Here is a 22,714-nt window from a genome sequence, read left to right as displayed (position 1 = left end):
CAAACTTTTTAACTGAAGAGTTTGATCATGGCTCAGATTGAACGCTGGCGGCAGGCTTAACACATGCAAGTCGAGCGGTAGCACGGAGAAACTTGTTTCTTGGGTGACGAGCGGCGGACGGGTGAGTAACGCGTAGGAATCTACCTAGTAGAGGGGGACAACATGTGGAAACGCATGCTAATACCGCATACGCCCTGAGGGGGAAAGGAGGGGACTTTTCGGAGCCTTCCGCTATTAGATGAGCCTGCGTGAGATTAGCTAGTTGGTAGGGTAAAGGCCTACCAAGGCGACGATCTCTAACTGGTCTGAGAGGATGACCAGTCACACTGGGACTGAGACACGGCCCAGACTCCTACGGGAGGCAGCAGTGGGGAATATTGGACAATGGGCGCAAGCCTGATCCAGCCATGCCGCGTGTGTGAAGAAGGCCTTAGGGTTGTAAAGCACTTTCAGGGGTGAGGAAGGGTGATTGGTTAATACCCAATTATCTTGACGTTAGCCCCAGAAGAAGCACCGGCTAACTCTGTGCCAGCAGCCGCGGTAATACAGAGGGTGCAAGCGTTAATCGGAATTACTGGGCGTAAAGCGCGCGTAGGTGGTTTGTTAAGTCGGATGTGAAATCCCAGGACTCAACCTTGGAATGGCACCCGATACTGGCAGGCTAGAGTATGGTAGAGGGGTGTGGAATTTCCTGTGTAGCGGTGAAATGCGTAGATATAGGAAGGAACATCAGTGGCGAAGGCGACACCCTGGACTAATACTGACACTGAGGTGCGAAAGCGTGGGGAGCAAACAGGATTAGATACCCTGGTAGTCCACGCCGTAAACGATGTCTACTAGCCGTTGGGTTGTAATGACTTAGTGGCGCAGCTAACGCAATAAGTAGACCGCCTGGGGAGTACGGCCGCAAGGTTAAAACTCAAATGAATTGACGGGGGCCGCACAAGCGGTGGAGCATGTGGTTTAATTCGACGCAACGCGAAGAACCTTACCTACTCTTGACATCCAGAGAAGAACGCAGAGATGTGTTTGTGCCTTCGGGAACTCTGAGACAGGTGCTGCATGGCTGTCGTCAGCTCGTGTTGTGAAATGTTGGGTTAAGTCCCGTAACGAGCGCAACCCTTATCCTTACTTGCTAGCGGGTAATGCCGAGAACTTTAAGGAGACTGCCGGTGACAAACCGGAGGAAGGTGGGGACGACGTCAAGTCATCATGGCCCTTACGAGTAGGGCTACACACGTGCTACAATGGCGTATACAGAGGGCTGCGAACTTGCGAGAGTAAGCGAATCCCAGAAAGTACGTCGTAGTCCGGATTGGAGTCTGCAACTCGACTCCATGAAGTCGGAATCGCTAGTAATCGTGAATCAGAATGTCACGGTGAATACGTTCCCGGCCTTGTACACACCGCCCGTCACACCATGGGAGTTGATTGCTCCAGAAGTAGGTAGTCTAACCGTAAGGAGGACGCTTACCACGGAGTGGTCAATGACTGGGGTGAAGTCGTAACAAGGTAGCCCTAGGGGAACCTGGGGCTGGATCACCTCCTTAAACGATAGAAACCTCTGGTGAGCGTTCACACAAATTATCTGATGTCTAATTTATGAGAAGCACAGAAAGTATTTGGGTCTGTAGCTCAGTTGGTTAGAGCGCACCCCTGATAAGGGTGAGGTCGGCCGTTCAAATCGGCCCAGACCCACCAGAATTCCAATAACTGTGTTATTTAAGTTCTCGTTTAGCAAGTAAACGTCGGCCTTAAAAGCCTTGTTCTTGAAATTCTGGTATTTAATTGAAGATATGTTCTTCGATTAACCAAATACGATCTAGTAAGTAATGGGGCTATAGCTCAGCTGGGAGAGCGCCTGCTTTGCACGCAGGAGGTCTGCGGTTCGATCCCGCATAGCTCCACCATTTACTGATCATTCTGTGTAAAAGATTAGAAGAGAGTTCTAAGCAAGACGCTAAACATCTTATGCATTCGTGTGTTGGGTGATTTTTAGTCTCTGACTTAGTGCTTTGCACTAAACTTGCTCTTTAACAATTCGAATTTTGAAATAGACGATAATCAAGCGTCAAACCGGTGGAAAGCATCTTTAACCTAGATGACTTTCTAAATCGTAAATCCAGAGGGGTACAAAAGCCCTTTGGTATGTGATCCGAAACTATTTTGGGTTATATGGTCAAGTGACCAAGCGTGCACGGTGGATGCCTTGGCAGTCAGAGGCGATGAAGGACGTGGTAATCTGCGAAAAGGTTCGGGGAGTCGATAAACAGGCTTTGATCCGAACATGTCCGAATGGGGGAACCCACTCTACTTGTAGAGTATCCCACAGTGAATACATAGCTGTGAGGAGGCGAACGAGGGGAACTGAAACATCTAAGTACCCTTAGGAAAAGAAATCAACCGAGATTCCCTAAGTAGCGGCGAGCGAAAGGGGATTAGCCCTTAAGTGGTTTTGGTGTTAGTAGAAGGCTCTGGAAAGTGCCGCGATAGAGGGTGATAGCCCCGTATACGAAAACACCTTAATCATGAAAACGAGTAGGACGGGACACGTGTTATCCTGTCTGAATATGGGGGGACCATCCTCCAAGGCTAAATACTCCTGACTGACCGATAGTGAACCAGTACCGTGAGGGAAAGGCGAAAAGAACCCCTGTGAGGGGAGTGAAATAGATCCTGAAACCGTGTACGTACAAGCAGTGGGAGCGGACTTGTTCCGTGACTGCGTACCTTTTGTATAATGGGTCAACGACTTATTTTCAGTAGCAAGGTTAAACATGTAGTGGAGCCGTAGGGAAACCGAGTCTTAATAGGGCGTTTAGTTGCTGGGAATAGACCCGAAACCGGGCGATCTATCCATGAGCAGGTTGAAGGTTGAGTAACATCAACTGGAGGACCGAACCCACATCCGTTGAAAAGGCTGGGGATGACTTGTGGATAGGAGTGAAAGGCTAATCAAGCTCGGAGATAGCTGGTTCTCCTCGAAAGCTATTTAGGTAGCGCCTCGTATCTCACCATTGGGGGTAGAGCACTGTTTGGGCTAGGGGGTCATCCCGACTTACCAACCCCATGCAAACTCCGAATACCAATGAGTGCAATTACGGGAGACACACGGCGGGTGCTAACGTCCGTCGTGGAAAGGGAAACAACCCAGACCGTCAGCTAAGGTCCCAAAGTTACAGTTAAGTGGGAAACGATGTGGGAAGGCTTAGACAGCTAGGAGGTTGGCTTAGAAGCAGCCATCCTTTAAAGAAAGCGTAATAGCTCACTAGTCGAGTCGGCCTGCGCGGAAGATATAACGGGGCTAAAACTGTACACCGAAGCTACGGATGCTTAGTTTACTAGGCATGGTAGAGGAGCGTTCTGTAAGCCGTTGAAGGTCAAGCTGTAAGGCAGGCTGGAGGTATCAGAAGTGCGAATGTTGACATGAGTAACGATAAGGGGAGTGAAAAACTTCCCCGCCGGAAGACCAAGGTTTCCTGTCCCATGTTAATCAGGGCAGGGTGAGTCGGCCCCTAAGGCGAGGCAGAAATGCGTAGTCGATGGGAAACAGGTTAATATTCCTGTACTCGTGCATATTGCGATGGAGAGACGGAGAAGGCTAGGCCAGCACAGCGATGGTTGTCTGTGTTTAAGGCGGTAGGTTTAGGGCTTAGGCAAATCCGGCCCTTTTAAGACCGAGAACTGATGACGAAGCCTCTTTTGGGCGAAGTGGTTGATGCCATGCTTCCAGGAAAAACTTCTAAGCTTCAGATATGCAGGAACCGTACCCCAAACCGACACAGGTGGTCAGGTAGAGAATACCAAGGCGCTTGAGAGAACTCGGGTGAAGGAACTAGGCAAAATGGTACCGTAACTTCGGGAGAAGGTACGCCGGCCGGTGTGAAGGACTTGCTCCGTAAGCACTAGTCGGTCGAAGATACCAGGTGGCTGCGACTGTTTATTAAAAACACAGCACTCTGCAAACACGAAAGTGGACGTATAGGGTGTGACGCCTGCCCGGTGCTTGAAGGTTAATTGATGGGGTTAGCGCAAGCGAAGCTCTTGATCGAAGCCCAAGTAAACGGCGGCCGTAACTATAACGGTCCTAAGGTAGCGAAATTCCTTGTCGGGTAAGTTCCGACCTGCACGAATGGCGTAACGATGGCCACACTGTCTCCACCCGAGACTCAGTGAAATTGAAATCGCAGTGAAGATGCTGTGTATCCGCGGCTAGACGGAAAGACCCCGTGAACCTTTACTATAGCTTCACAGTGAACTTTGAACCTACTTGTGTAGGATAGGTGGGAGGCTTTGAAGCGGTGACGCCAGTTACCGTGGAGCCACTCTTGAAATACCACCCTGGTATGTTTGAGGTTCTAACTCAGGTCCGTAATCCGGATCGAGGACACTGTGTGGTGGGTAGTTTGACTGGGGCGGTCTCCTCCCAAAGAGTAACGGAGGAGCACGAAGGTGTGCTCAGCATGGTCGGAAATCATGCATAGAGTGTAAAGGCAAAAGCACGCTTAACTGCGAGACAGACACGTCGAGCAGGTACGAAAGTAGGTCTTAGTGATCCGGTGGTTCTGTATGGAAGGGCCATCGCTCAACGGATAAAAGGTACTCCGGGGATAACAGGCTGATACCGCCCAAGAGTTCACATCGACGGCGGTGTTTGGCACCTCGATGTCGGCTCATCACATCCTGGGGCTGAAGCCGGTCCCAAGGGTATGGCTGTTCGCCATTTAAAGTGGTACGCGAGCTGGGTTTAGAACGTCGTGAGACAGTTCGGTCCCTATCTGCCGTGGACGTTTGAGATTTGAGAGGAGCTGCTCCTAGTACGAGAGGACCGGAGTGGACGAACCTCTGGTGTTCCGGTTGTCACGCCAGTGGCATTGCCGGGTAGCTATGTTCGGACGGGATAACCGCTGAAAGCATCTAAGCGGGAAGCCTCCCTTAAGATAAGATCTCACTGGAACATAAGTTCCCTAAAGAGCCGTTCGAGACTAGGACGTTGATAGGTTGGGTGTGTAAGTGCTGTGAGGCATTGAGCTAACCAATACTAATTGCTCGTGAGGCTTGACCATATAACACCAAAGTGGTTTTTAAAGCGGAAACGCTACAATCACAGACACAGATTACGATAAAGCATCAGCAATGATGAGCATCGGTTTGATACTTGGTTATCACTATTTCAAAATGAATTGTTAAAGATCCAAGCACGTATTCGCGTGTTGTGGTGAGACGAAAAGAGTCCAGCCAGAACAAAACGCAAAACGAATTGCTTGACGATCATAGAGGCGTTGAACCACCTGATCCCATCCCGAACTCAGAAGTGAAAAGCGCCATCGCCGATGGTAGTGTGGGAGATCCCATGTGAGAGTAGGTCGTCGTCAAGCTTTATATTAAGAGAAACCCCGCCCTACTCAGTAGGGTGGGGTTTTTTCGTTTCAGGGACGTAGCATGATCCTTCCCACGTACGTGTGGGGCTCTTTATCAAAGACACGCATGTGAGAGTAGGTCGTCGTCAAGCTTTATATTAAGAAGGCCCTGATAGCTAACGCTGTCAGGGCTTTTTTTCGTCTCAAGGAAATGGGCCGAGGTGCATCACCATCACCTTGGTATTCGCTTCGCTTTTGACGGCCTGAAGACCGACCTTGTATGATGATCTTAATGGCTATTGAGGTGTATTCTTTAGTTATTATCGGGAGGCCGTGCCGACCTTGAGGCAGTTTACTGACCTCGTTTGTAGAGTGGCCCCCGCCTCATTTACTCATCTCGAAGAGTATCAAGAAGCACCCAAAGGTGACTTCGTATTACAAGGTTGAGTGGTAAAAAGTACGAGGTCAGGGACCGATAATTATTATCTAACTAAATTAACGAGTACGCAAATCATGAGTACATTTGTAGGTATTGATATCGCGGCAAAAACCGTTGATCTCGTCGTACGTCAGAATGATAAAAATAGTTCCGTAAAAACGTTTCAACAAACACCTGGCGGTAGAGCAACACTGATCGAATTTTTACAAAAGCATCATCCGAAATTGATCGTAATGGAGGCCACAGGGATCTATTATTTAGACTTAGCCGTTGCTCTTCATGACGCCAAAATATCTATTAGTGTGATTAATCCCAAGAGCTTTAATCACTTTGCTCAGATGAAGTTAGCGCACAGTAAAACAGATGGTATTGACGCTGCCTTGCTAGCGGAATATGCACAACGCATGACACCTGAAAAGTGGACACCTCCTCATAAAGACAAACTAAAATTACGAGATATATCAAGACAAATCAATCGTTTAACAGGTGACTGTACTAAAGCAAAAAACCGCTTACATGCCATGACATCTTATGAAGGAACGTCTTACGTAGTTATTCTTGATGAGCAAGAGGGTATTGCATCTTTAGAAAATCGTATTCAGCGTTTGCGTACGGCTGCTATAGAAATGATTAAAAGCGATGCTGACATCGCGCAGCAATTTAATAATATTTTAACGGCTAAGGGTATTGGAGAAGTCTCTGCTATTACCCTGCTAGGAGAGCTGATTATTTTACCCGAAACACTTAAGGCTAATCAGGTTAGTCGCTATGCCGGTTTAGATGTACGACTTAATCAATCTGGCAGCAGCCTCAACCGTCCAGGTAGGCTGAGTAAAGCGGGTAATACTTATCTGCGCTGTGCGCTATTTATGCCAGCGATGTCAGCTGTTCGTCATGACCCAAACGCAAAGGCGTTTTACCAAGCGTTAATCGCGCGAGGTAAGAAAAAGATCCAAGCTATGTGTGCCGTAATGCGCAAAATGCTGACTGGAGTCTAGGCGTGTTTTAAATCAAACACGCCTTTTGATTCATCAAAATTATTCAGTGAAGAACATAAAAAAGCTTGTGCTTAAACAGAGTATCTACAGGGTTTTAACTATATATCACCCTGGTATTCGCTTCGCTTGCGCCTGTTTCGCACGCTCAACGCGTCAACGCGAATGAATGGTTGGTGTTCGCCAGACAAGGTAGGATGTATCGTGTGGAGCTTTTTGTTGGTGTGCTTTTTAATAAAAATCAATTTTTTTCGATTTATACTTGCATGCGACGCCTTACGACGTTAAGGTTATTAACAGACAGAGGGCGATGGACTTGCCTAAAGCCTTCAGGATGAAGGCTCTGTCTCCTTTCAAGGTAGGCTATTGCTGCAAGGATGCAGCGGAAAATTCCTTTTCTAAAGTCATTTCCTCATTCTGTAATACCTCTTTTTAAATTCTGTGTTATTCGTTCAAATAGGTTTAATTTTGTCTCAATAACTCATACGAAAAAATTTATGACTCCAGAAGTATTTATTAAACGCCAATGCAAAGCCCATATAGTGCAACGTGAAGAGCGGATTCAGTCTTTGTGGAGTGGTTATGGTGAGTTGGCTCGTTATTCATTAACAGGGAACGAATGCATTTCTTTTGTTGTTGCGAAGCACTGTTTATTGCCTGTAGCGGTGAATCATCCTAGAGGTTGGCATTCGGATCACAGTCATCAACGTAAGGTTCGCTCCTATGAAGTGGAACAAAATTGGTATCGAAACTGGGCCTCTCGTTGCCATAGATCCGCTCGTATCGCGTTTTGTTATGGCGATTTTTATAATGAACATACAGGTCAACGATTGACCTTATTGGAAGACTTAGACGCTGCTGGTTATTCAGATCGATATGATGCCAACAATAGAGATCATTTACTTTCTTGTATTAATTGGCTTGCAGCGTTTCATGCAGGCTTTGTTTATCAAACACCCCCTTTAGACTGGCCGCCTGATCTTTGGAGCAGAGGGACCTATTGGCATATTGAGACTCGTCATGAAGAGTGGTCCGCCATGGACGATGGTGATTTAAAATCGTCTGCTGCCGCTTTGGCAAATTGTCTTGATCAGGCGAGTTTTAAAACCCTAGTTCATGGGGATGCCAAGGTGGCTAATTTTTGTTTTTCTCCACTTGATAATCAAGTAGCTGCAGTGGATTTCCAATACGTTGGCGGTGGTGTGGGAGTGCAGGATTTAGCGTATCTTTTAGGCAGTGCTTTATCTGAGTTTGAGCTGATCGAAAATATAGATTACCTATTGGAGTATTATTTTTCAGAGTTGGGACGAGAGTTGATGGCGCAAGGTGAGTCGCAGGCCTTTGCCCAAGCGGTAATTGAAGAATGGCAAAACTTATTTTCTATTGCGTGGGCAGACTTTCATCGCTTTATTATGGGCTGGTCGCCCACTCATCCGAAAAATACGCCCTTCAGTCAGCAATTGACTGAGCAGGCGTTAAGTCAATTAAGACGATCTTAATGCACGGTTGGTTTTTGCCGTAGCTTGAGCGGTCATAGGATCTTCTGGCCAAGGGTGTTTAGGGTATCTGCCGCGCATTTCCTTGCGTACTTCTGGGTACACTTCGCGCCAGAAAAACGCCAAATCTTGTGTTACTGCAAGAGGGCGTTGTCCAGGTGAAAGCAGTTCGATACGTATTATCTGATTCAGTACAGTGGGACTGCTGGTGTAGCCGAACATTTCTTGTAGTTTGACTCTTAGTGTTGGCTGTAGCTCACCATAATCAATGGCATGACTGGATCCCGATGGCACAGTGATATGCGTGGGGACTTTTTGATTAAGCAATTGCTGTTGGTTCCAATCTAATCGACTTAACAAAATATCGTTTAATACCAACTTATTCATAGCTTGTTGATTCGTCACTTTGCCAAGATACGGACCGAGCCATTCCTCTACATCTTTCAATAACGCATCATCTGAGCAATCTGGCCAGAGGTTTTGTTTGTCATGCATGAAGGCGAATTGTAAACGTGCTCGCAGTTGCTCGCTGGTGTCGTTCCAAGGCAGGACGCAAAGGCCTTCTTGGCGAATGTAGTGGCAAATAGCTTGGCCAATATCGGCTTCAGAAGATTTATTGAGCTTTTGTTTATGCACACACAATTTGCCAATCCAATGTTGTGACTCACTGAGTAGACGTTCCTCTTTTTTTGACCAAGCAAGATGATGTTTAACGGTGAATAAGTCGTCAAAATCTTGTGTCAGCATGGAAAGCTGAATGGGGTAAGCGAGAAAAATACGATCTTCTTCTTGCCCATTATGCCCTCCGATATCTAATGCGATGAGCCATTCACTTTGGGCGCAAGGATCGAGAGACGATAGACTGGCCATGCGACCATTAGTCAGTTTGTAGCGAGCTTTGTCATGGCCTTGATCTATACGTTGCGCAATACGGTCCGTAAACGCTCGAATCAATAAAAAAGCGATATCTTTTTGCTCATTGTCTGAGGCTGGTTGTGTGCTGATTTGTTGACTGCGCTTTTGCCACTGTTGCTGAGCGTTTAAATAGTGTTGTCTTGGGCGTTTGCTGTGGACCTGACGTGACCCAGATATCCAATCGAGTCGATCCGATAAATCGCTATGGTGGTTGGACAGAGGATCGCCCTCTGACAAAATAGTGCAGATGGCACTGGCCGAATCGCTTCGATTGTTTTGCTTACCATCCAACAGCAATCGAGCCAGTCTAGGTTCGATTCCAAGGCGACTCATTTGCTCGCCGAGTTGGCTTAATTCTAAAGACGGTTGTGATGTTTGAGGTTGCTCAAGAGCTTGCAGGTTGGTTAGCAAGTCAATCGCCTGTTGCCAATGGCTGTTCGGTGGCGGTGTCATCCAATCCAATTCCAAACGTTCTTGCACGCCCCATTTGGCTAAATCCATTACCAGGCTACTCAAGTCGCTGATTTCTATTTGTGGTTGAGCCTGAGAAGCTAGCTGATGTTGTTGTGCTTCGCTCCACCAACGATAGCAAACGCCGGCTTCGGTACGCCCAGCTCGACCCATGCGTTGAGTGGTTTCCGCTTGTGTTGCGCGACGTGTATGTAATCGTGTGATCGCTGTATTGGCATCAAAGCGTGCTTCACGACTAAGACCACTGTCAATGACTACGCGAATGCCATCAATGGTTAAGCTGGTTTGTGCAATGGCTGTCGCCAGTACAATTTTGCGATGGGGAGCTGTCGTGGGTTCAATGACAGTTTCTTGTTCTTTTAAGCTGAGCCTCGCCATACAAGGGCAAGATTCTTAAATAGGCTTCATGGCCTAAGTGCTGTTGTAATTGGCTGGCAGCTTGTCGGATTTCTTTTTGACCCGGAAGAAAGACCAAAATGCTACCGGTTTCTTCATAAAAGGCTTGGCAAGTAAGGCGCACGACTTCGTCGGTGACCTGAAAGGTTTTAAGGGATTTATTGCCATAATGTGTCGTGATTGGAAAACTTCGGCCTTGACTAGTCAGGGTTGGGCAACCAAGTCGCGTTTCGAGCGCGTCGGTATCGAGCGTCGCAGACATAACCAAGAGCTTAAGCGGATCTTGGTCACGATATAATTCGCGTGCTTGTAGGCACAAAGCAAAGGCTAAATCCGAATGTAAATTGCGCTCGTGGAACTCGTCGAAAATCACCAAAGCAATGTCATCTAGGCTTGGGTCATCGTGCAACATGCGCGTTAATACACCTTCGGTGACCACCAAAACTTGCGTGAGTGGACTTTCTTTGCCTTCATGGCGAATTCGATAACCAATACGCTGTCCGAGTGCTTCTTGCAAACTGTCCGCAAGGCGTTTTGCTGCGGTTTTCGCTGCTAAACGTCTTGGTTCTAACATGATAATTTTGCGCCCTTTGAGCCAAGCCTCATTCATTAAAGCCAATGGAACCACTGTGGTTTTACCGGCACCGGGAGCGGCTTCTAATATCGCTTCGTGGTGATATTCGAGTTGGTGTTTTAGCTGGGGAATAAGGTGGTAAATAGGCAGTTCATTAGACATAAGATGGCTCGTTAATTTGCTATCAATATGATAACGCTTTTGGCCTATTAACGCAGTCTCACTTTAGGCCTTCCGATGGCGATGTCCGTTTTGCAGGTGGCGATGCAAGGTAGGAAGTAGCCATTTTGTTTTTCTTTTTCGTTTAAGCCATGTGGTTGTCGATCCGCGTAATCTATTTCACCAGACAGTAACGGTGTTAGACAAACACCACAGACGCCATTGGTGCATGCTTGTTTGATTGCAATATTTGCACAGAGTAAAGCATTCAAGATAGATTCACCTTGATTAACCTGAATGGATTGCTCAGGATCTAAAAAAGCGAGATGTATGTTCTTATCAGGTATAGGTTTGTGCTGCACGAGTCACTTTCTCTTTTGTTAGTTTAGTAATAACTTTACCATGAGATGAATAGAGACGGTGCATGATAACGATGCTTGCCAATACTGTGTTAAAAAGGTGTCTAATAGTATGGCTATAATGGTTTTTTTCGCGTGATTAGCAAGGATAATGGATCCCCCAACAATGACAGAGCAAAATAAAAAGACCTTATTGGTAGTAGATGATGATCAAGACATTCGTCAGTTACTGTGTGACGCCTTGTCACAAAAAGGTTATCGAGTATTAGAAGCAGAGAACGGCCGTCAGATGTGGTTGCATTTGGATGCGGAACCTGTGGACTTGGTATTGATGGATTTATACCTCAGGGAAGAGGATGGTTTGAATCTTGCCCGTGATATTCGCGAGCGCTTTGTTATGCCAATTATGATGCTAACTGGAAAGGGAGATGAAACCGACCGCATTTTGGGGTTAGAGCTAGCGGCGGATGATTACATGATGAAACCCTTTAATTTGCGCGAGCTGACCGCTCGAATTCACGCGCTGTTACGCCGAGCCTATCAAGCCCCTCCGACCGTGGGCAGTGCCATTAACCAAGATCATGATTGTTTGATTTTTGGGGGCTGGGTGTTGGATTTAACCGCCCGTCTTTTACAGGATAAAGATGGGAAGTTAGTGACTTTGACGCTGGGTGAATTTTCTTTGTTAGAGGTGTTGGCGCGTCATCCAGATCGTATTTTTTCTCGTGAGCAACTAATAGAGCAAAGTCGAGGCTTGGAGACAGAGGTCTTTGATCGTACTGTTGATGTATTGATTCTTCGCCTGCGACGAAAAATAGAGGTCAATCCGAAAACCCCCGAATTCATCAAGACTCAACGGGGGCTTGGTTATTTTTTTCAAGGCCCAGTGCGGATTCAGTAAATGCGCTTTACTAGTATTCGCCAAAAAGCGTCTTTATCTATATTTGCTATTAGTTTGGTCGCTTTTTTTATGGTGGGCATTGGCTGGCAATCCATGCGTGTCAGTGAAGCGTCTTTATCTGAGTTTGAGTCCGAAACTTTACCGGAAATTAGTACGTCTTTAACCTTAGCGGAAGGTGTTGCTCAGTTGGCTGCTATCGCCCCTTATACGGCGGGCTCTGGTCGACCTTTTCAATTGCAAACTGAGTCTGAGCGTATTCATCGGCGTATCTTAGAGCTACGTGGTGTCGCAGACAGTTTAGCTGACTCTGTTTTTCAGCGTGATATCGATGAGCGGTTAGATGATTTACAAACCACTTTGGAAGAGCTGGTTGCTTTGGTGCGGGAAGAATTGTACTTACGTGAAGACAGTTTGGCGCAGCAGTTTCGAATTCGTCAGTTACCACTCAATGAAGATAACGCCGCTACGGTAAACAGCCAGCAGGGGTTGGTTTGGTTACTGCAGTTATTAGAGTCGCCGAGTTTGGTGCCAGAAAGCATACTGAACAATTTAAAACTCTCGGAGCAGAATGAGCAAGTTGCAAGCATCGCCGATGATCTATTAATGGCTCATCGGCGCTTGAACCAGATTCAGGAGCGTAAAAATTATTTGTTGATTTCGATTCGTGCGAAATCGGAACAGCTCAGTAAGCAGGTCAGTGACTTTGTTGGTGGCTTGCAAAAAAAGGTAAGTCGTCAGCGACAAGAGGTGTCTTCGTTTGTCGACAGAGGTCAAAATTGGATTATCGGTATTTCGGTCTTTCTATTGCTAGGTTTGACACGTTTGTATTGGTATAGCCAGCGTATGACCAAAGATTTAGGCGTTGTCACTAATAATATGGAACAGTTGTCATTGGGCCGTGTGGATTCAAAGCACACCGGGATACGTCGAAACGATGAAATTGGTACGTTAGCAGATACCTTTGAAGTCTTTCGTCGTGATGCACTAAGGCGTTTGGAAGTCACTGCCGAGCTATCAGAGCAAAAACGTTTGCTTGAAACCATCTTTGATAACATGAACGATGGGTTGAGTGTGTTTTCAGCGAAAGGTACCTTGGTGGCTTGGAACTCGGGCTATCAGAAATTGTTTGATTTGTTGGACGATGATCTAAGCGTGGGTATGTCGATTGATGAGGTACAAAACTTGATTAACCGAGGCCAGCATAAAAACTTGAATTTAGAAAATCAACAAGTTCATATGGAAGAGGTCAACGTTTCTCGTCATTTGCGTTTTCAACGTTTTGAACGCCATTTCGATTCAGGAAAAATTATCGAGTTTCGCTCTAAGCCTATGCCTGAAGGCGGTTTTGTTACCTTATACACGGACTTAACTGAGCGTAAAAGCGTTGAGAGTCAGTTGCGCCAAGCACAAAAAATGGAGATGTTGGGGCAACTAACAGGCGGTGTTGCCCATGACTTTAATAATCTTCTTGCGGCGATTATGGGCAATTTGCAAATGTTGTCAGATTCTCGTCCGCAGACATCTGATCAAGCGCGATATATAGAGCGTGCGCTGGTCGTCTCTGAGAAAAGCAGCAACCTTGTACAGCGGCTATTAGCGTTTAGTCGTCGCCAACAACTGTTCCCCGTCCCCATTGCCATTGATGACTTAATCGAAGGGATGTTGGATTTGGTGGAATACAGTGTGGGTTCGCATATTATCGTCGAAAGTGAGTTGCAGTGTCCTGGTGTGGTGAGTCTGATTGATCCTTCGCAGTTGGAAAATGCCTTGTTAAATCTGTCTTTAAATAGTGCCAGTGCCATGCCTGATGGTGGTCGTTTGGCTTTTTCTACCAAACTTTGTACCCTGCCCGACAGTGATGTTCCGGCCATTCGTATTCGGGTAGAAGATTCCGGAGAAGGGATTTCTGAAGAGGTCATTGGGCGAATTTTCGAACCTTTCTTTACCACCAAGCCTGTAGGCAAGGGAAGTGGTTTGGGTACTCAGTATGATCTATGGCTTTGTGAAACAAAGTGGTGGGGAAATAAAGGTGACGTCAGAAAAAGGCAAATGGACTCGAGTTTGTCTCTTTTTACCTCAGCAAATATCGCCAATCGACCTAGTAGAACGTGACAATGACACCCAACAACAAACTATTTTCCTGCCTGAACACAGTCTTGTTTGGTTGGTGGAAGATGACGAAGAAGTATGTCGAGTCATGCGCGAACAGTTGGAAAAAATGGGCTTTATGGTGCAGAGCTTTGAGTGCGCGGAAGCTGTAATGAGGGGACTGAGTAAAGCAATGGTGCCTGACGCCATTGTGTCCGACGTGAATTTATCAGGCGCTATGAGTGGTGTGGAGTTAGCGCATAACATTCGCCTGCAGTCGCATAGCTTTACTGGGCCGATATTGCTGATGTCTGGTTTGCCAAAAGACGAATTGAAACAAAAATATCAACTAAAAGATGAAGATTTATTTATACCAAAACCTTTTACAATCAAAGAGTTAAGTAGATTATTTCAGATTAAATATTAAATTGTTACAAATATTACAAAAAAAGATTAAACAATGAAATTATCCATTAGTTTTTTATCTTCATAGTATTTTATTAGAAACAGAGTCGGGGCTGGATCTGTTTTAATGGCATTGCTGCCAATAATAAAAACAAAAACTGGAGTTATAAAATAATGAAATTCATTCCGTATAAAAAATTGGCGTGTCTTGTTGCTGCTGGCACTCTTTCTACTGTAGCTATGGCTGAAACCCCAATTATTGGTCTTATCACCAAAACCAATACCAACCCATTCTTCGTTAAAATGAAAGAAGGCGCTCAGCAAAAAGCGGATGAGCCTCGGTGTTGAACTACGTACTTTTGCTGGTCGTTATGACGGCGATAATGAAACGCAAGTTCAAGCGGTTGAAAACCTAATTGCTGCCGGCGCAAAAGGCATTCTTATTACCCCAAGTGATACAGCTGGTATCGTTCCGACTATTCAAAAAGCACGTGATGCTGGTTTGCTGGTTATTGCGTTAGATACACCTCTTAGCCCTGCTAGTGCAGCCGACATGACCTTTGCGACAGATAACTTTAAAGCTGGCGAAATGATCGGTATGTGGGCAAAAGAAAAAATGGGTGATAAAGCCAAAGATGCGAAAATTGCCTTGCTTGACTTGAGTACTAGTCAGATCACGGTAGACGTTGCACGTGATCAAGGTTTCTTAAAAGGCTTCGGTATTGATATTAAAGATCCAAACCGCATGGGTGATGAAACCGATCCACGCATTGTGGGCAATGATGTCACACAAGGCTCGGAAGAAGGTGGTCGTCGTGCAATGGAAAACTTATTGCAAAAAGATCCAGGTGTTAATTTAGTTTATACCATCAACGAACCTGCTGCGGCAGGCGCTTATGAAGCCTTGAAATCATTCGGTCTTGAAAAAGATGTTTTGATTGTATCGGTAGATGGCGGTTGTCCAGGTGTTCGTAACATCAAAGATGGCGTGATTGGCGCGACTTCAATGCAATTCCCTCTTCAAATGGCCTCTCAAGGCGTAACGGCGATCGTTGAGTTTGCCAAATCAGGTTCGCGTCCTTCTGCCTCTAATGGTCTCGATTTCTTCGACACAGGTGTTCAATTGATCACCGATGAACCAGTGAAAGGCGTGCAATCTGTTACTTCTCAAACTGGCTTGAGCATGTGCTGGGGCTAATCAATCTCTTGTGATAGATGGGCGAGAAGGTGCCCTTATTTGCCGTTAGCCGAGTAGTTGGGCTAACGGCCCTTTTCTTGTCTGGAGTAATCTATGAGTTCTACTGACACAAAGCCGTCAACAGCAGTGCTTGATCATGATAAAGTTGCCGATCAAGCCAGTGCTTATGTTGCGCAGTTTGAGCGCAACGAAACACCATTGCAGCGCTTTAAAAAGTTTCTTCATCATTATCCAATCGCTGCACCTTTGATTGTGCTGCTGTTGGCCGTTATCAGTTTTAGCATCATTGTTGGTGATCGCTTTTTACACCCATTCAACTTGTCTTTGATATTACAACAAGTGACCATTATCGGTGTGATTGGTGTCGCGCAGACATTGATTATTTTAACCGCGGGTATTGATCTATCCGTTGGTGCCATCATGGTGCTGACTTCCGTTGTCATGGGGCGGATGGCAGTGAACCATGGTATTGATCCTAGTTTATCTATTTTGATTGGTATTGCTGTTGGTGCGTTAGCGGGCTTTATCAATGGTTTATTGATTACACGCTTAAAAATCCCACCTTTTATTGCAACGTTGGGTTCTTGGAACGTATTTTTTGCGTTGAATCTTTGGTATTCAAAAAGTGAAACAATTCGCTCCCAAGACATCAGTAATATTGCACCGCTGTTGCAGTGGACTGGCCAAACGATTGACTTTTTTGGCGCAAGACTCACTTACGGTTCTTTATTAATGTTAGGCATCTTCTTTTTGATTTGGTATGCCTTAAATTGGACCGCGTGGGGACGTCATGTTTATGCCACAGGGGATGACCCAGAAGCGGCAAAACTCGCAGGTATTCGGACTAATCGTATTTTAATGTCCGTATATGTGCTGGCTGGTGTGGTTTGTGCTATCGGTGCTTGGGTATTGATTGGTCGAATTGGTTCAGTAAGCCCACAAGCGGGTACCATGACCAACCTAGACAGTATTACTGCGGTCGTTATCGGTGGTTGTAGTTTATTTGGTGGGCGAGGCTCTATTTACGGCACATTGATAGGTGCTTTGGTCGTCGGTGTATTTCGCAATGGTTTGGCACTGGCGGGTGTCGATGTGTTATGGCAAGAGTTTACAGTCGGTATATTGATTATTTCGGCCGTTGCCATTGATCAGTGGATTCGAAGAGGGACAGCATAATGGTAGCTCAATACGATAAAACACCCGTGTTGCAAACAAAGGGTTTAGTGAAGCGCTATGGTAGCGTGACAGCGATTGATCATGCTGACTTTGAATTGTACCCAGGCGAAATCTTAGCCGTCATTGGAGACAACGGTGCGGGTAAATCGTCATTAATTAAGGCTCTATCCGGTGCTTTGGTTCCCGATGAAGGGGAAATTTTGTTAGATGGTAAGCTGGTACACTTTGCTTCGCCAATGGAGGCCCGTGCGTTAGGCATCGAAACTGTTTATCAAAATTTAGCTGTATCACCAGCATTAAACATTGCGGACAATTTATACCTAGGCCGTGAACTGCGTAAGCCAGGTATTTTGGGCTCTGTCTTTCGTATGCTTGATAAAAAAGAAATGGAACGCCGTGCTCAAGCTAAAATGACCGAGCTAGGTTTGATGACAATACAAAACATCAGCCAAGCAGTTGAGTCACTGTCTGGTGGTCAACGTCAAGGCGTTGCAGTGGCACGTTCCGCTTTATTTGGCAGCAAAGTGGTGATCATGGATGAACCGACGGCAGCACTTGGCGTGAAAGAGTCGCGTCGGGTATTGAACTTAATCAAAGAGGTTCGAGATCGCGGATTGCCGATTATTTTGATTAGCCACAATATGCCACACGTATTCGAAGTGGCTGATCGCATCCATATCCATCGTTTGGGTAAGCGAGCTGCGATTGTTACGCCTCAATCCCATAGCATGTCGGATGCGGTGGCCATCATGACGGGTGCGATGGATGTGAAAACGTCAAACGAAGCCGCATAAGAAAAAAGGCAGCCGTTATTTTGTTTCTTCTCTCTGATGGGGCAAAATAGCGGCTTTTTATGCTTTATTTGATGTGCTGGGTTATGGGGACGTCATCATTAGCATGTCTTAATCTTGGGGAAGTAAAATGAGTCTAATGAAATCAAGCATCTATAGTCTGAAAGGACGACCGCTTTTGAAGACTAATCGTCTTATCCCCAGCGCACTGGCTGTTTTTATTGTTCTTGTTTTGCTTTTTTCTCCGCTGTCTTCGCAATCCTCAGAGCCTCAGCCGCTTAAATCCATTGGTATTAGTGTGGCAGATTTAGGCAATCCTTATTTTGTTCAGTTGGTCGATACTGCGACGCTGAAAGCTGAGGAGTTGGCGGGGAGCCCCGTCAAAATGCTTATTCGCTCAGATGCTTATGATTGGCAAAGACAAATCGGTCAGATTAATGATTTTATCGAACAGAAAGTTGATTTAATTGTTCTAACGGCTGCGGATGAATACAAGGTGGCCGCCGTTGTAGCAAAGGCTCAGCGAGCTGGTATTAAAGTGATCGCTGTGGATGTTAATGCCCAAGGGGCTGATGCGACCATTACCACGGACAATGTTCAGGCTGGTGTTATCGCTTGCGAAAAGCTGGCTGAAAAAATTGGTTATCAGGGTAACTTTGTCATCATCAATGGTGTGTTAGTTTCTTCTGTCATTGAAAGGGTGGCTGGCTGTAAATCTGCGCTGAATAAATACCCCAATATTACCCTGCTAAGTGATCGAATGAATGGTACTGGCAGTGTGGAAGGTGGGATGGAAGCCATGACCTACTTAATGGAAGAGTATCAGCACATTGATGCAGTATTTACTATCAATGATCCGACGGCATTTGGTGCGCTTCGTGCAGCCCAGCAGGCCAATCGTAATGAGTTTTTATTGGCTTCCATCGACGGTGCGCCTTTTGCGGTGGATATTATTAAACAAGCGGGCAACCCCTGGATTGCAACGGCTATTCAGCGTCCTGTACCAATGGCCGAAAAAGCCATCGAAATTGGTATGGATTTGCTAAAAGGCAAAGAGGTTCTCCAACGTTTTATTTTGATCCCTTCTGTATTGGTTGAAAAAAACGAATAGCGTCTTTAAATCAGTATCGAAACTTGGTCTTTTTGAGCAAGAGAGTTAAGCTATCGGCCTTCGTGAAAGAGGCCATTAATGGACACATCAACGTTATTCTCTCAAATATTTAATACTGTTTTTCCTTTGGCCAGTATCGTGTTAGTGGCGTTTTTTTATGCGCGTGTACGCCCCACCGACATGACGGTGGCGAATCGTCTTAATATCAGTGTATTTTGTCCAGCGCTGATCTTTTCGGTAATGGCGTCAAAAGAGTTTCATATCGCTCAATATGTTGATTTGATTCTTGCCGCGACGGCCGTTGTGTTAGGGTCTGGAGCTCCTTGTTTGGCCTCTTTGTCGGTGGCTAAAAATTTCGCCTAAAACTTTAGTGCCTCCGATGATGTTTAACAACAGCGGTAATTTAGGCATCCCTCTGATTGTTTTGGCTTTCGGTGAGTCAGCCTTACCTATTGCGGTTGTACTGTTTTTAACGGAAAACCTACTGCATTTTACCGTTGGTATGTATTTGCTTAACCCGAAATCCAATCTTCTCAATGTGCTGAAAATGCCGATGATCATTGCGACGATATTAGGCTTGATCTGGAGCTTACAAGGATGGACTGTCATGCCTGCGGTAAAGGTCTCTGTGGATATGATGGGGCAAATAGCCATTCCTCTAATGCTGTTTGCTCTTGGCGTTCGCATGACGAATGTGGACTTCAGTGAGTGGAAACTGGGTGTACTTAGTGGTTTCTTATGCCCATTGAGTGGGCTGATTATTGCGGTTATTTGGTATTATCTTGTTGGTATGTCGGCGGAAAATTTCGCCTATTTATTAATATTTGCCTGTTTACCGCCTGCTATTTTGAATTATATGGTCGCTGAACTTTACCAGCAAGAACCTCATAAAGTGGCGTCGATCGTGTTGATTAGTAATCTAATGAGTGTGGGGATTGTCCCTTGCGTATTATTTTATGTTTTATAGTCTCGTTTTAGGAGAGAAAGCATGATGGTGCAAATTGGTCTAATTGCTTTGTTGATCGTGGCGTATGTCATTGTTTCTCGGATTTTAAAGTCCAGTGTTACCTTGCTGGGGCAGAAGAAATACGCTAATGAAGTTCGCATAACCTATGTGTCGAAAATGTTAAACCTTGGCTTTACTGCGATTTTTGTTTTACTGGTATGTTTGGTGCTTGGTATTGGTTACGGTCAACTTGCGATCTTTTTTTCGTCTGTGTTTGCTGTGGTCGGTGTTGCTTTGTTTGCTCAGTGGTCTATTTTAAGCAATATTACCGCTAGCTTGATTATCTTCTTTGGCTTTCCCTACCGAGTGGGGGATTGGGTGAAAGTGGTGGACAAAGACGATGAAATATTAGGGCAAATTACAGAAATATCGTCTTTTCATGTCATCATTCATCGTTTGTCTGGTGACGTGGTGACTTACCCAAACAGTTTAATTTTACAAAAAGCCGTCGTGCGCTTTGAAAACAGAGAAGCCGCCTTGGCAATGAGTCAATTTGTTGCGCACGATACATTGCCCGATAAAGTGGAAGAGCAACGCACTACATCATAAGTTTGAGTGAAAAATAATCAATTTTTCAGGGTTTCGGATATTTGTGTCATACTAAGAAGCTTTCATCTTTAAAGAAGAGGAAACTCCTTGTGAAATCCGACTCTGAATCGTTATTAAAGAACAACGATAAGCTCATTCATTCCGAAGCACTGAAAGTAAAATCTCATGCCCAGCGCCCCCAAGAAGATTGGGTGCTTCATACCTTAATGATTGAAGGTTATGACGTCCCTTTTCGTTTTAAGCGCCAAGGCAAATATCGCACTCTGCGTGGTGCACGTGTCAATCTGACTTACTATCCTACTCAAGAAATGGTGGCAGGCATTCCGGTCGAAATCATGAAAGTGGTGCGAGTAAAACGCACTTAGCTAGGGTGTTTGGTGGTCTTTAGTCGCTTATGCTTTTATTCCGGCTGATATGAACTTAATATGGCGTCGCCTGTCTTTGATTCAGGTATTTATTGTCGAGACTTTTGCATATTAGGTGTAGAAAAGCATGGAAACGAGTCGTTCTGGAAGTTGGTTCACTGTGATGAAGCGCGTTGAGCGTAGTGCATGGTTCCAAGGTTTTATTATCAGCATTATCGTTGTGGCCGCTTTAACGGTGGGAGCAAAAACCTATTCTTTACCTTACGGTATTGATACCGCCATTAATTACTTAGACAACTTCATTACCGTTTTCTTTTTGGTTGAGCTTTCTTTGCGTTTTATCGCTTGTGATGATAAGCGACGCTTTTTTAGAGACCCTTGGAACGTATTCGATACGGTCATTGTACTGGGTAGTTTGGTGCCAATTTCCGATACAGAAATGATTCTTGTCGCCCGGTTGCTGCGAGTTTTTCGTGTATTACGGTTGGTATCGATCATTCCAGATCTGCGTTTCTTGATTAATGCTTTGCTCAAAGCCATTCCCAAAATGGGCTATATTGCCCTGTTGATGTTCATCATCTTTTATATTTTTGCTGCCGTCGGTTCGATCTTTTTTCACCATGTGAATGAAACGCTTTGGGGTGATATTGCGATCTCTATGCTGACGTTATTTCGTGTTGCAACGTTCGAAGATTGGACGGATGTCATGTACGAGACAATGGAAGTGTATCCGTTTAGTTGGATCTTCTACATCATCTTCATTTTCTTAACCGCATTTGTGTTCCTAAACATGATGGTGGGTGTGGTGCTGGACGTGATGACCCGCGAAACTGCGCAAGAAGAACATGAAAACCAAGAAAACCATCATCAAGCTTTGGTCACTCAGATTTCGGAGCTACAAGCCCAAGTTGCGCGCCTTGCCGATAAGATAGACGCACAACAAGAGCGAAAGGATTAATTAAGCACTGACCTCTCTAAACGCTTCGCTGGCTAAGTCTTTTTAGCCAGCGACCGCCAAACGTATTGAGCATCAAGCCAAGCAATACCACTAAAATTCCTACCCATTGCATAGCGCTAACCGTTTCGGATAGAAAAATTTCCGCAGAAGTTAATCCCACAACAGGCACGCCTAAAGTGAGCGGTGCGACAGTTGCTGCTGGGTAGCGAGACAACAAATAGCTCCATAAACCGTATCCTGCCAGCGTAGCAAATAAAGATAGATAAGCTAATGTGCCCAAGGTTTTTAGATTTAAATTGATGATATTACTCCACATCACGTCACCACCATCGATGAAGTAAGCGCACAAAAAGAAGGGCACAGGCGGCACCCAGCTAGACCAAACAATCAGGTTGAGGTTAGCGTCGTAGCCTTTTTTACTGATGATCTTGGTGAAAATATTGCCCAACGCCCAGCTTGAGCCAGCGGCTAATGTTAGACCGAAGCCCAGTGCTGTCATGGTCGAGTTTTCATTGTCTAATCCAATGATCGCCAAGCCGCCAATAGCTATGCCAATAGCGAGCACTTGATAAGGGCGTACGGTTTCTTTTAATAACAAAATAGCAAAGAGCAGTGTGAAAATGGCCTGAGATTGCAATACTAAAGAGGCGAGTCCTGCGGGCATGCCAAATGAGATGGCACTGAATAAAAATGCAAACTGTCCGAAGTTTAACGATAGGGCATAGCCAATACACCAAAGCAGCGGCGTATTCGGTCGAGAGAAAAAGAAGCAACCAATCATGCCAATGACGAGGAAGCGCAACCCACCTAACATCATTGGCGTGAGTTCGTCTAAGCCCCAACGCATGACGATAAAGTTAAAGCCCCACGCGACGATGATAATCAGCGCCAAAAACATATCTTTGCGAATCATGGTAAGTCCTTAACCGTACAATAGAGTGAGGCGAAAATAAGCTAATCACTTTACGTGTTTTGGCGGCCTTTGCCCATGGACAGATAACA

At 45.5% G+C, this 22,714-nt stretch carries 19 protein-coding genes, 2 tRNA genes and 3 rRNA genes; 20 read left to right on the top strand and 4 right to left on the bottom strand.

Going from position 1 to position 22,714, the window contains the following annotated elements:
- Nucleotides 1-9: 9 nt before the first annotated feature.
- From AC0L6V_RS16240 to AC0L6V_RS16210, 7 genes are all read left to right on the top strand, one after another.
- Nucleotides 10-1,550: ribosomal RNA gene (locus AC0L6V_RS16240) — 16S ribosomal RNA — on the top strand.
- A gap of 74 nt (nt 1,551-1,624) precedes the next feature.
- Nucleotides 1,625-1,701 (top strand) — tRNA-Ile (locus AC0L6V_RS16235).
- 133 nt (nt 1,702-1,834) lie between these two features.
- Nucleotides 1,835-1,910, top strand: a tRNA-Ala gene (locus AC0L6V_RS16230).
- Between the two features lie 267 nt (nt 1,911-2,177).
- Nucleotides 2,178-5,066: ribosomal RNA gene (locus AC0L6V_RS16225) — 23S ribosomal RNA — on the top strand.
- 197 nt (nt 5,067-5,263) lie between these two features.
- A 5S ribosomal RNA gene (gene rrf, locus AC0L6V_RS16220) occupies nt 5,264-5,378 on the top strand.
- Together the 16S, 23S and 5S rRNA genes with 2 tRNA genes alongside form the textbook arrangement of a ribosomal RNA operon.
- Nucleotides 5,379-5,873: 495 nt before the next feature.
- The gene (locus AC0L6V_RS16215; RefSeq protein WP_265218181.1) at nt 5,874-6,797 is read left to right on the top strand and encodes an IS110 family RNA-guided transposase; all 924 of its coding nucleotides are present in this window, start codon (nt 5,874-5,876) and stop codon (nt 6,795-6,797) included.
- A gap of 494 nt (nt 6,798-7,291) precedes the next feature.
- Complete coding sequence (locus tag AC0L6V_RS16210) at nt 7,292-8,293, top strand: phosphotransferase (RefSeq protein WP_265218180.1); 1,002 nt, start codon at nt 7,292-7,294, stop codon at nt 8,291-8,293.
- Here AC0L6V_RS16210 and hrpB read toward each other — a convergent pair.
- Genes hrpB through AC0L6V_RS16195 form a run of 3 tightly spaced genes read right to left on the bottom strand, consistent with a single transcriptional unit; the run spans nt 8,279 to nt 11,167 of the window.
- Entirely contained in the window at nt 8,279-10,054 is a 1,776-nt protein-coding gene (gene hrpB / locus AC0L6V_RS16205; protein WP_418138435.1) for an ATP-dependent helicase HrpB, read from the bottom strand. The two genes, AC0L6V_RS16210 and hrpB, sit on opposite strands and share 15 nt — an antisense overlap.
- Nucleotides 10,014-10,808 (bottom strand): DEAD/DEAH box helicase, encoded by a 795-nt coding sequence (locus tag AC0L6V_RS16200; protein WP_418138434.1) that lies wholly within the window; start codon nt 10,806-10,808, stop codon nt 10,014-10,016. Before AC0L6V_RS16200 ends, hrpB begins: the two co-directional genes overlap by 41 nt.
- Nucleotides 10,809-10,855: 47 nt before the next feature.
- Entirely contained in the window at nt 10,856-11,167 is a 312-nt protein-coding gene (locus AC0L6V_RS16195; protein ID WP_265218178.1) for a 2Fe-2S iron-sulfur cluster-binding protein, read from the bottom strand.
- 163 nt (nt 11,168-11,330) lie between these two features.
- On the opposite strand from AC0L6V_RS16195, the gene AC0L6V_RS16190 reads away from it, so the two are divergent.
- The 13 genes from AC0L6V_RS16190 to AC0L6V_RS16130 all read left to right on the top strand — a co-directional run bounded on the left by AC0L6V_RS16190 (nt 11,331) and on the right by AC0L6V_RS16130 (nt 21,712).
- Nucleotides 11,331-12,065 carry a response regulator gene (locus tag AC0L6V_RS16190; protein WP_265218193.1) on the top strand — a complete coding sequence of 245 codons (735 nt, stop codon included), beginning with the start codon at nt 11,331-11,333 and terminating at the stop codon, nt 12,063-12,065.
- A complete protein-coding gene (locus tag AC0L6V_RS16185; RefSeq protein ID WP_418138433.1) occupies nt 12,066-14,177 on the top strand; it encodes a PAS-domain containing protein in 2,112 nt (703 codons plus the stop codon). It abuts the gene before it with no gap.
- The gene (locus tag AC0L6V_RS16180) at nt 14,095-14,580 is read left to right on the top strand and encodes a response regulator (protein ID WP_265218175.1); all 486 of its coding nucleotides are present in this window, start codon (nt 14,095-14,097) and stop codon (nt 14,578-14,580) included. The genes AC0L6V_RS16185 and AC0L6V_RS16180 overlap by 83 nt, the downstream gene beginning before the upstream one ends.
- Nucleotides 14,581-14,732: 152 nt before the next feature.
- Nucleotides 14,733-14,906, top strand: a complete 174-nt coding sequence (locus tag AC0L6V_RS16175) for a hypothetical protein (RefSeq protein ID WP_418138432.1) — start codon at nt 14,733-14,735, stop codon at nt 14,904-14,906.
- The gene (locus AC0L6V_RS16170; protein ID WP_418138431.1) at nt 14,890-15,756 is read left to right on the top strand and encodes a sugar ABC transporter substrate-binding protein; all 867 of its coding nucleotides are present in this window, start codon (nt 14,890-14,892) and stop codon (nt 15,754-15,756) included. Before AC0L6V_RS16175 ends, AC0L6V_RS16170 begins: the two co-directional genes overlap by 17 nt.
- Nucleotides 15,757-15,849: 93 nt before the next feature.
- On the top strand, nt 15,850-16,932 hold the full coding sequence (locus AC0L6V_RS16165; RefSeq protein WP_265218172.1) for an ABC transporter permease: 1,083 nt from the start codon (nt 15,850-15,852) through the stop codon (nt 16,930-16,932).
- Nucleotides 16,932-17,726, top strand: a complete 795-nt coding sequence (locus AC0L6V_RS16160) for an ATP-binding cassette domain-containing protein (RefSeq protein ID WP_409418787.1) — start codon at nt 16,932-16,934, stop codon at nt 17,724-17,726. Before AC0L6V_RS16165 ends, AC0L6V_RS16160 begins: the two co-directional genes overlap by 1 nt.
- A 175-nt stretch (nt 17,727-17,901) precedes the next feature.
- A complete protein-coding gene (locus AC0L6V_RS16155; RefSeq protein ID WP_418138430.1) occupies nt 17,902-18,834 on the top strand; it encodes a substrate-binding domain-containing protein in 933 nt (310 codons plus the stop codon).
- Between the two features lie 78 nt (nt 18,835-18,912).
- Entirely contained in the window at nt 18,913-19,197 is a 285-nt protein-coding gene (locus AC0L6V_RS16150) for an AEC family transporter (protein ID WP_418138429.1), read from the top strand.
- Nucleotides 19,198-19,213: 16 nt separating this feature from the next.
- Nucleotides 19,214-19,801 carry an AEC family transporter gene (locus AC0L6V_RS16145; protein WP_321160283.1) on the top strand — a complete coding sequence of 196 codons (588 nt, stop codon included), beginning with the start codon at nt 19,214-19,216 and terminating at the stop codon, nt 19,799-19,801.
- A 21-nt stretch (nt 19,802-19,822) separates the two neighbouring features.
- Complete coding sequence (locus tag AC0L6V_RS16140) at nt 19,823-20,389, top strand: mechanosensitive ion channel family protein (protein WP_265218167.1); 567 nt, start codon at nt 19,823-19,825, stop codon at nt 20,387-20,389.
- Between the two features lie 89 nt (nt 20,390-20,478).
- A complete protein-coding gene (locus tag AC0L6V_RS16135) occupies nt 20,479-20,754 on the top strand; it encodes a hypothetical protein (RefSeq protein WP_265218166.1) in 276 nt (91 codons plus the stop codon).
- A 127-nt stretch (nt 20,755-20,881) separates the two neighbouring features.
- Entirely contained in the window at nt 20,882-21,712 is an 831-nt protein-coding gene (locus tag AC0L6V_RS16130) for an ion transporter (protein WP_265218165.1), read from the top strand.
- A 16-nt stretch (nt 21,713-21,728) separates the two neighbouring features.
- Here AC0L6V_RS16130 and AC0L6V_RS16125 read toward each other — a convergent pair whose 3' ends face one another.
- The gene (locus AC0L6V_RS16125; RefSeq protein ID WP_265218164.1) at nt 21,729-22,625 is read right to left on the bottom strand and encodes an EamA family transporter; all 897 of its coding nucleotides are present in this window, start codon (nt 22,623-22,625) and stop codon (nt 21,729-21,731) included.
- Nucleotides 22,626-22,714: the final 89 nt, after the last annotated feature.

The sequence above is a fragment of the Marinomonas sp. G8-14 genome (genome assembly GCF_055808935.1).
This window is presented reverse-complemented; position numbering and strand designations above follow the sequence as displayed.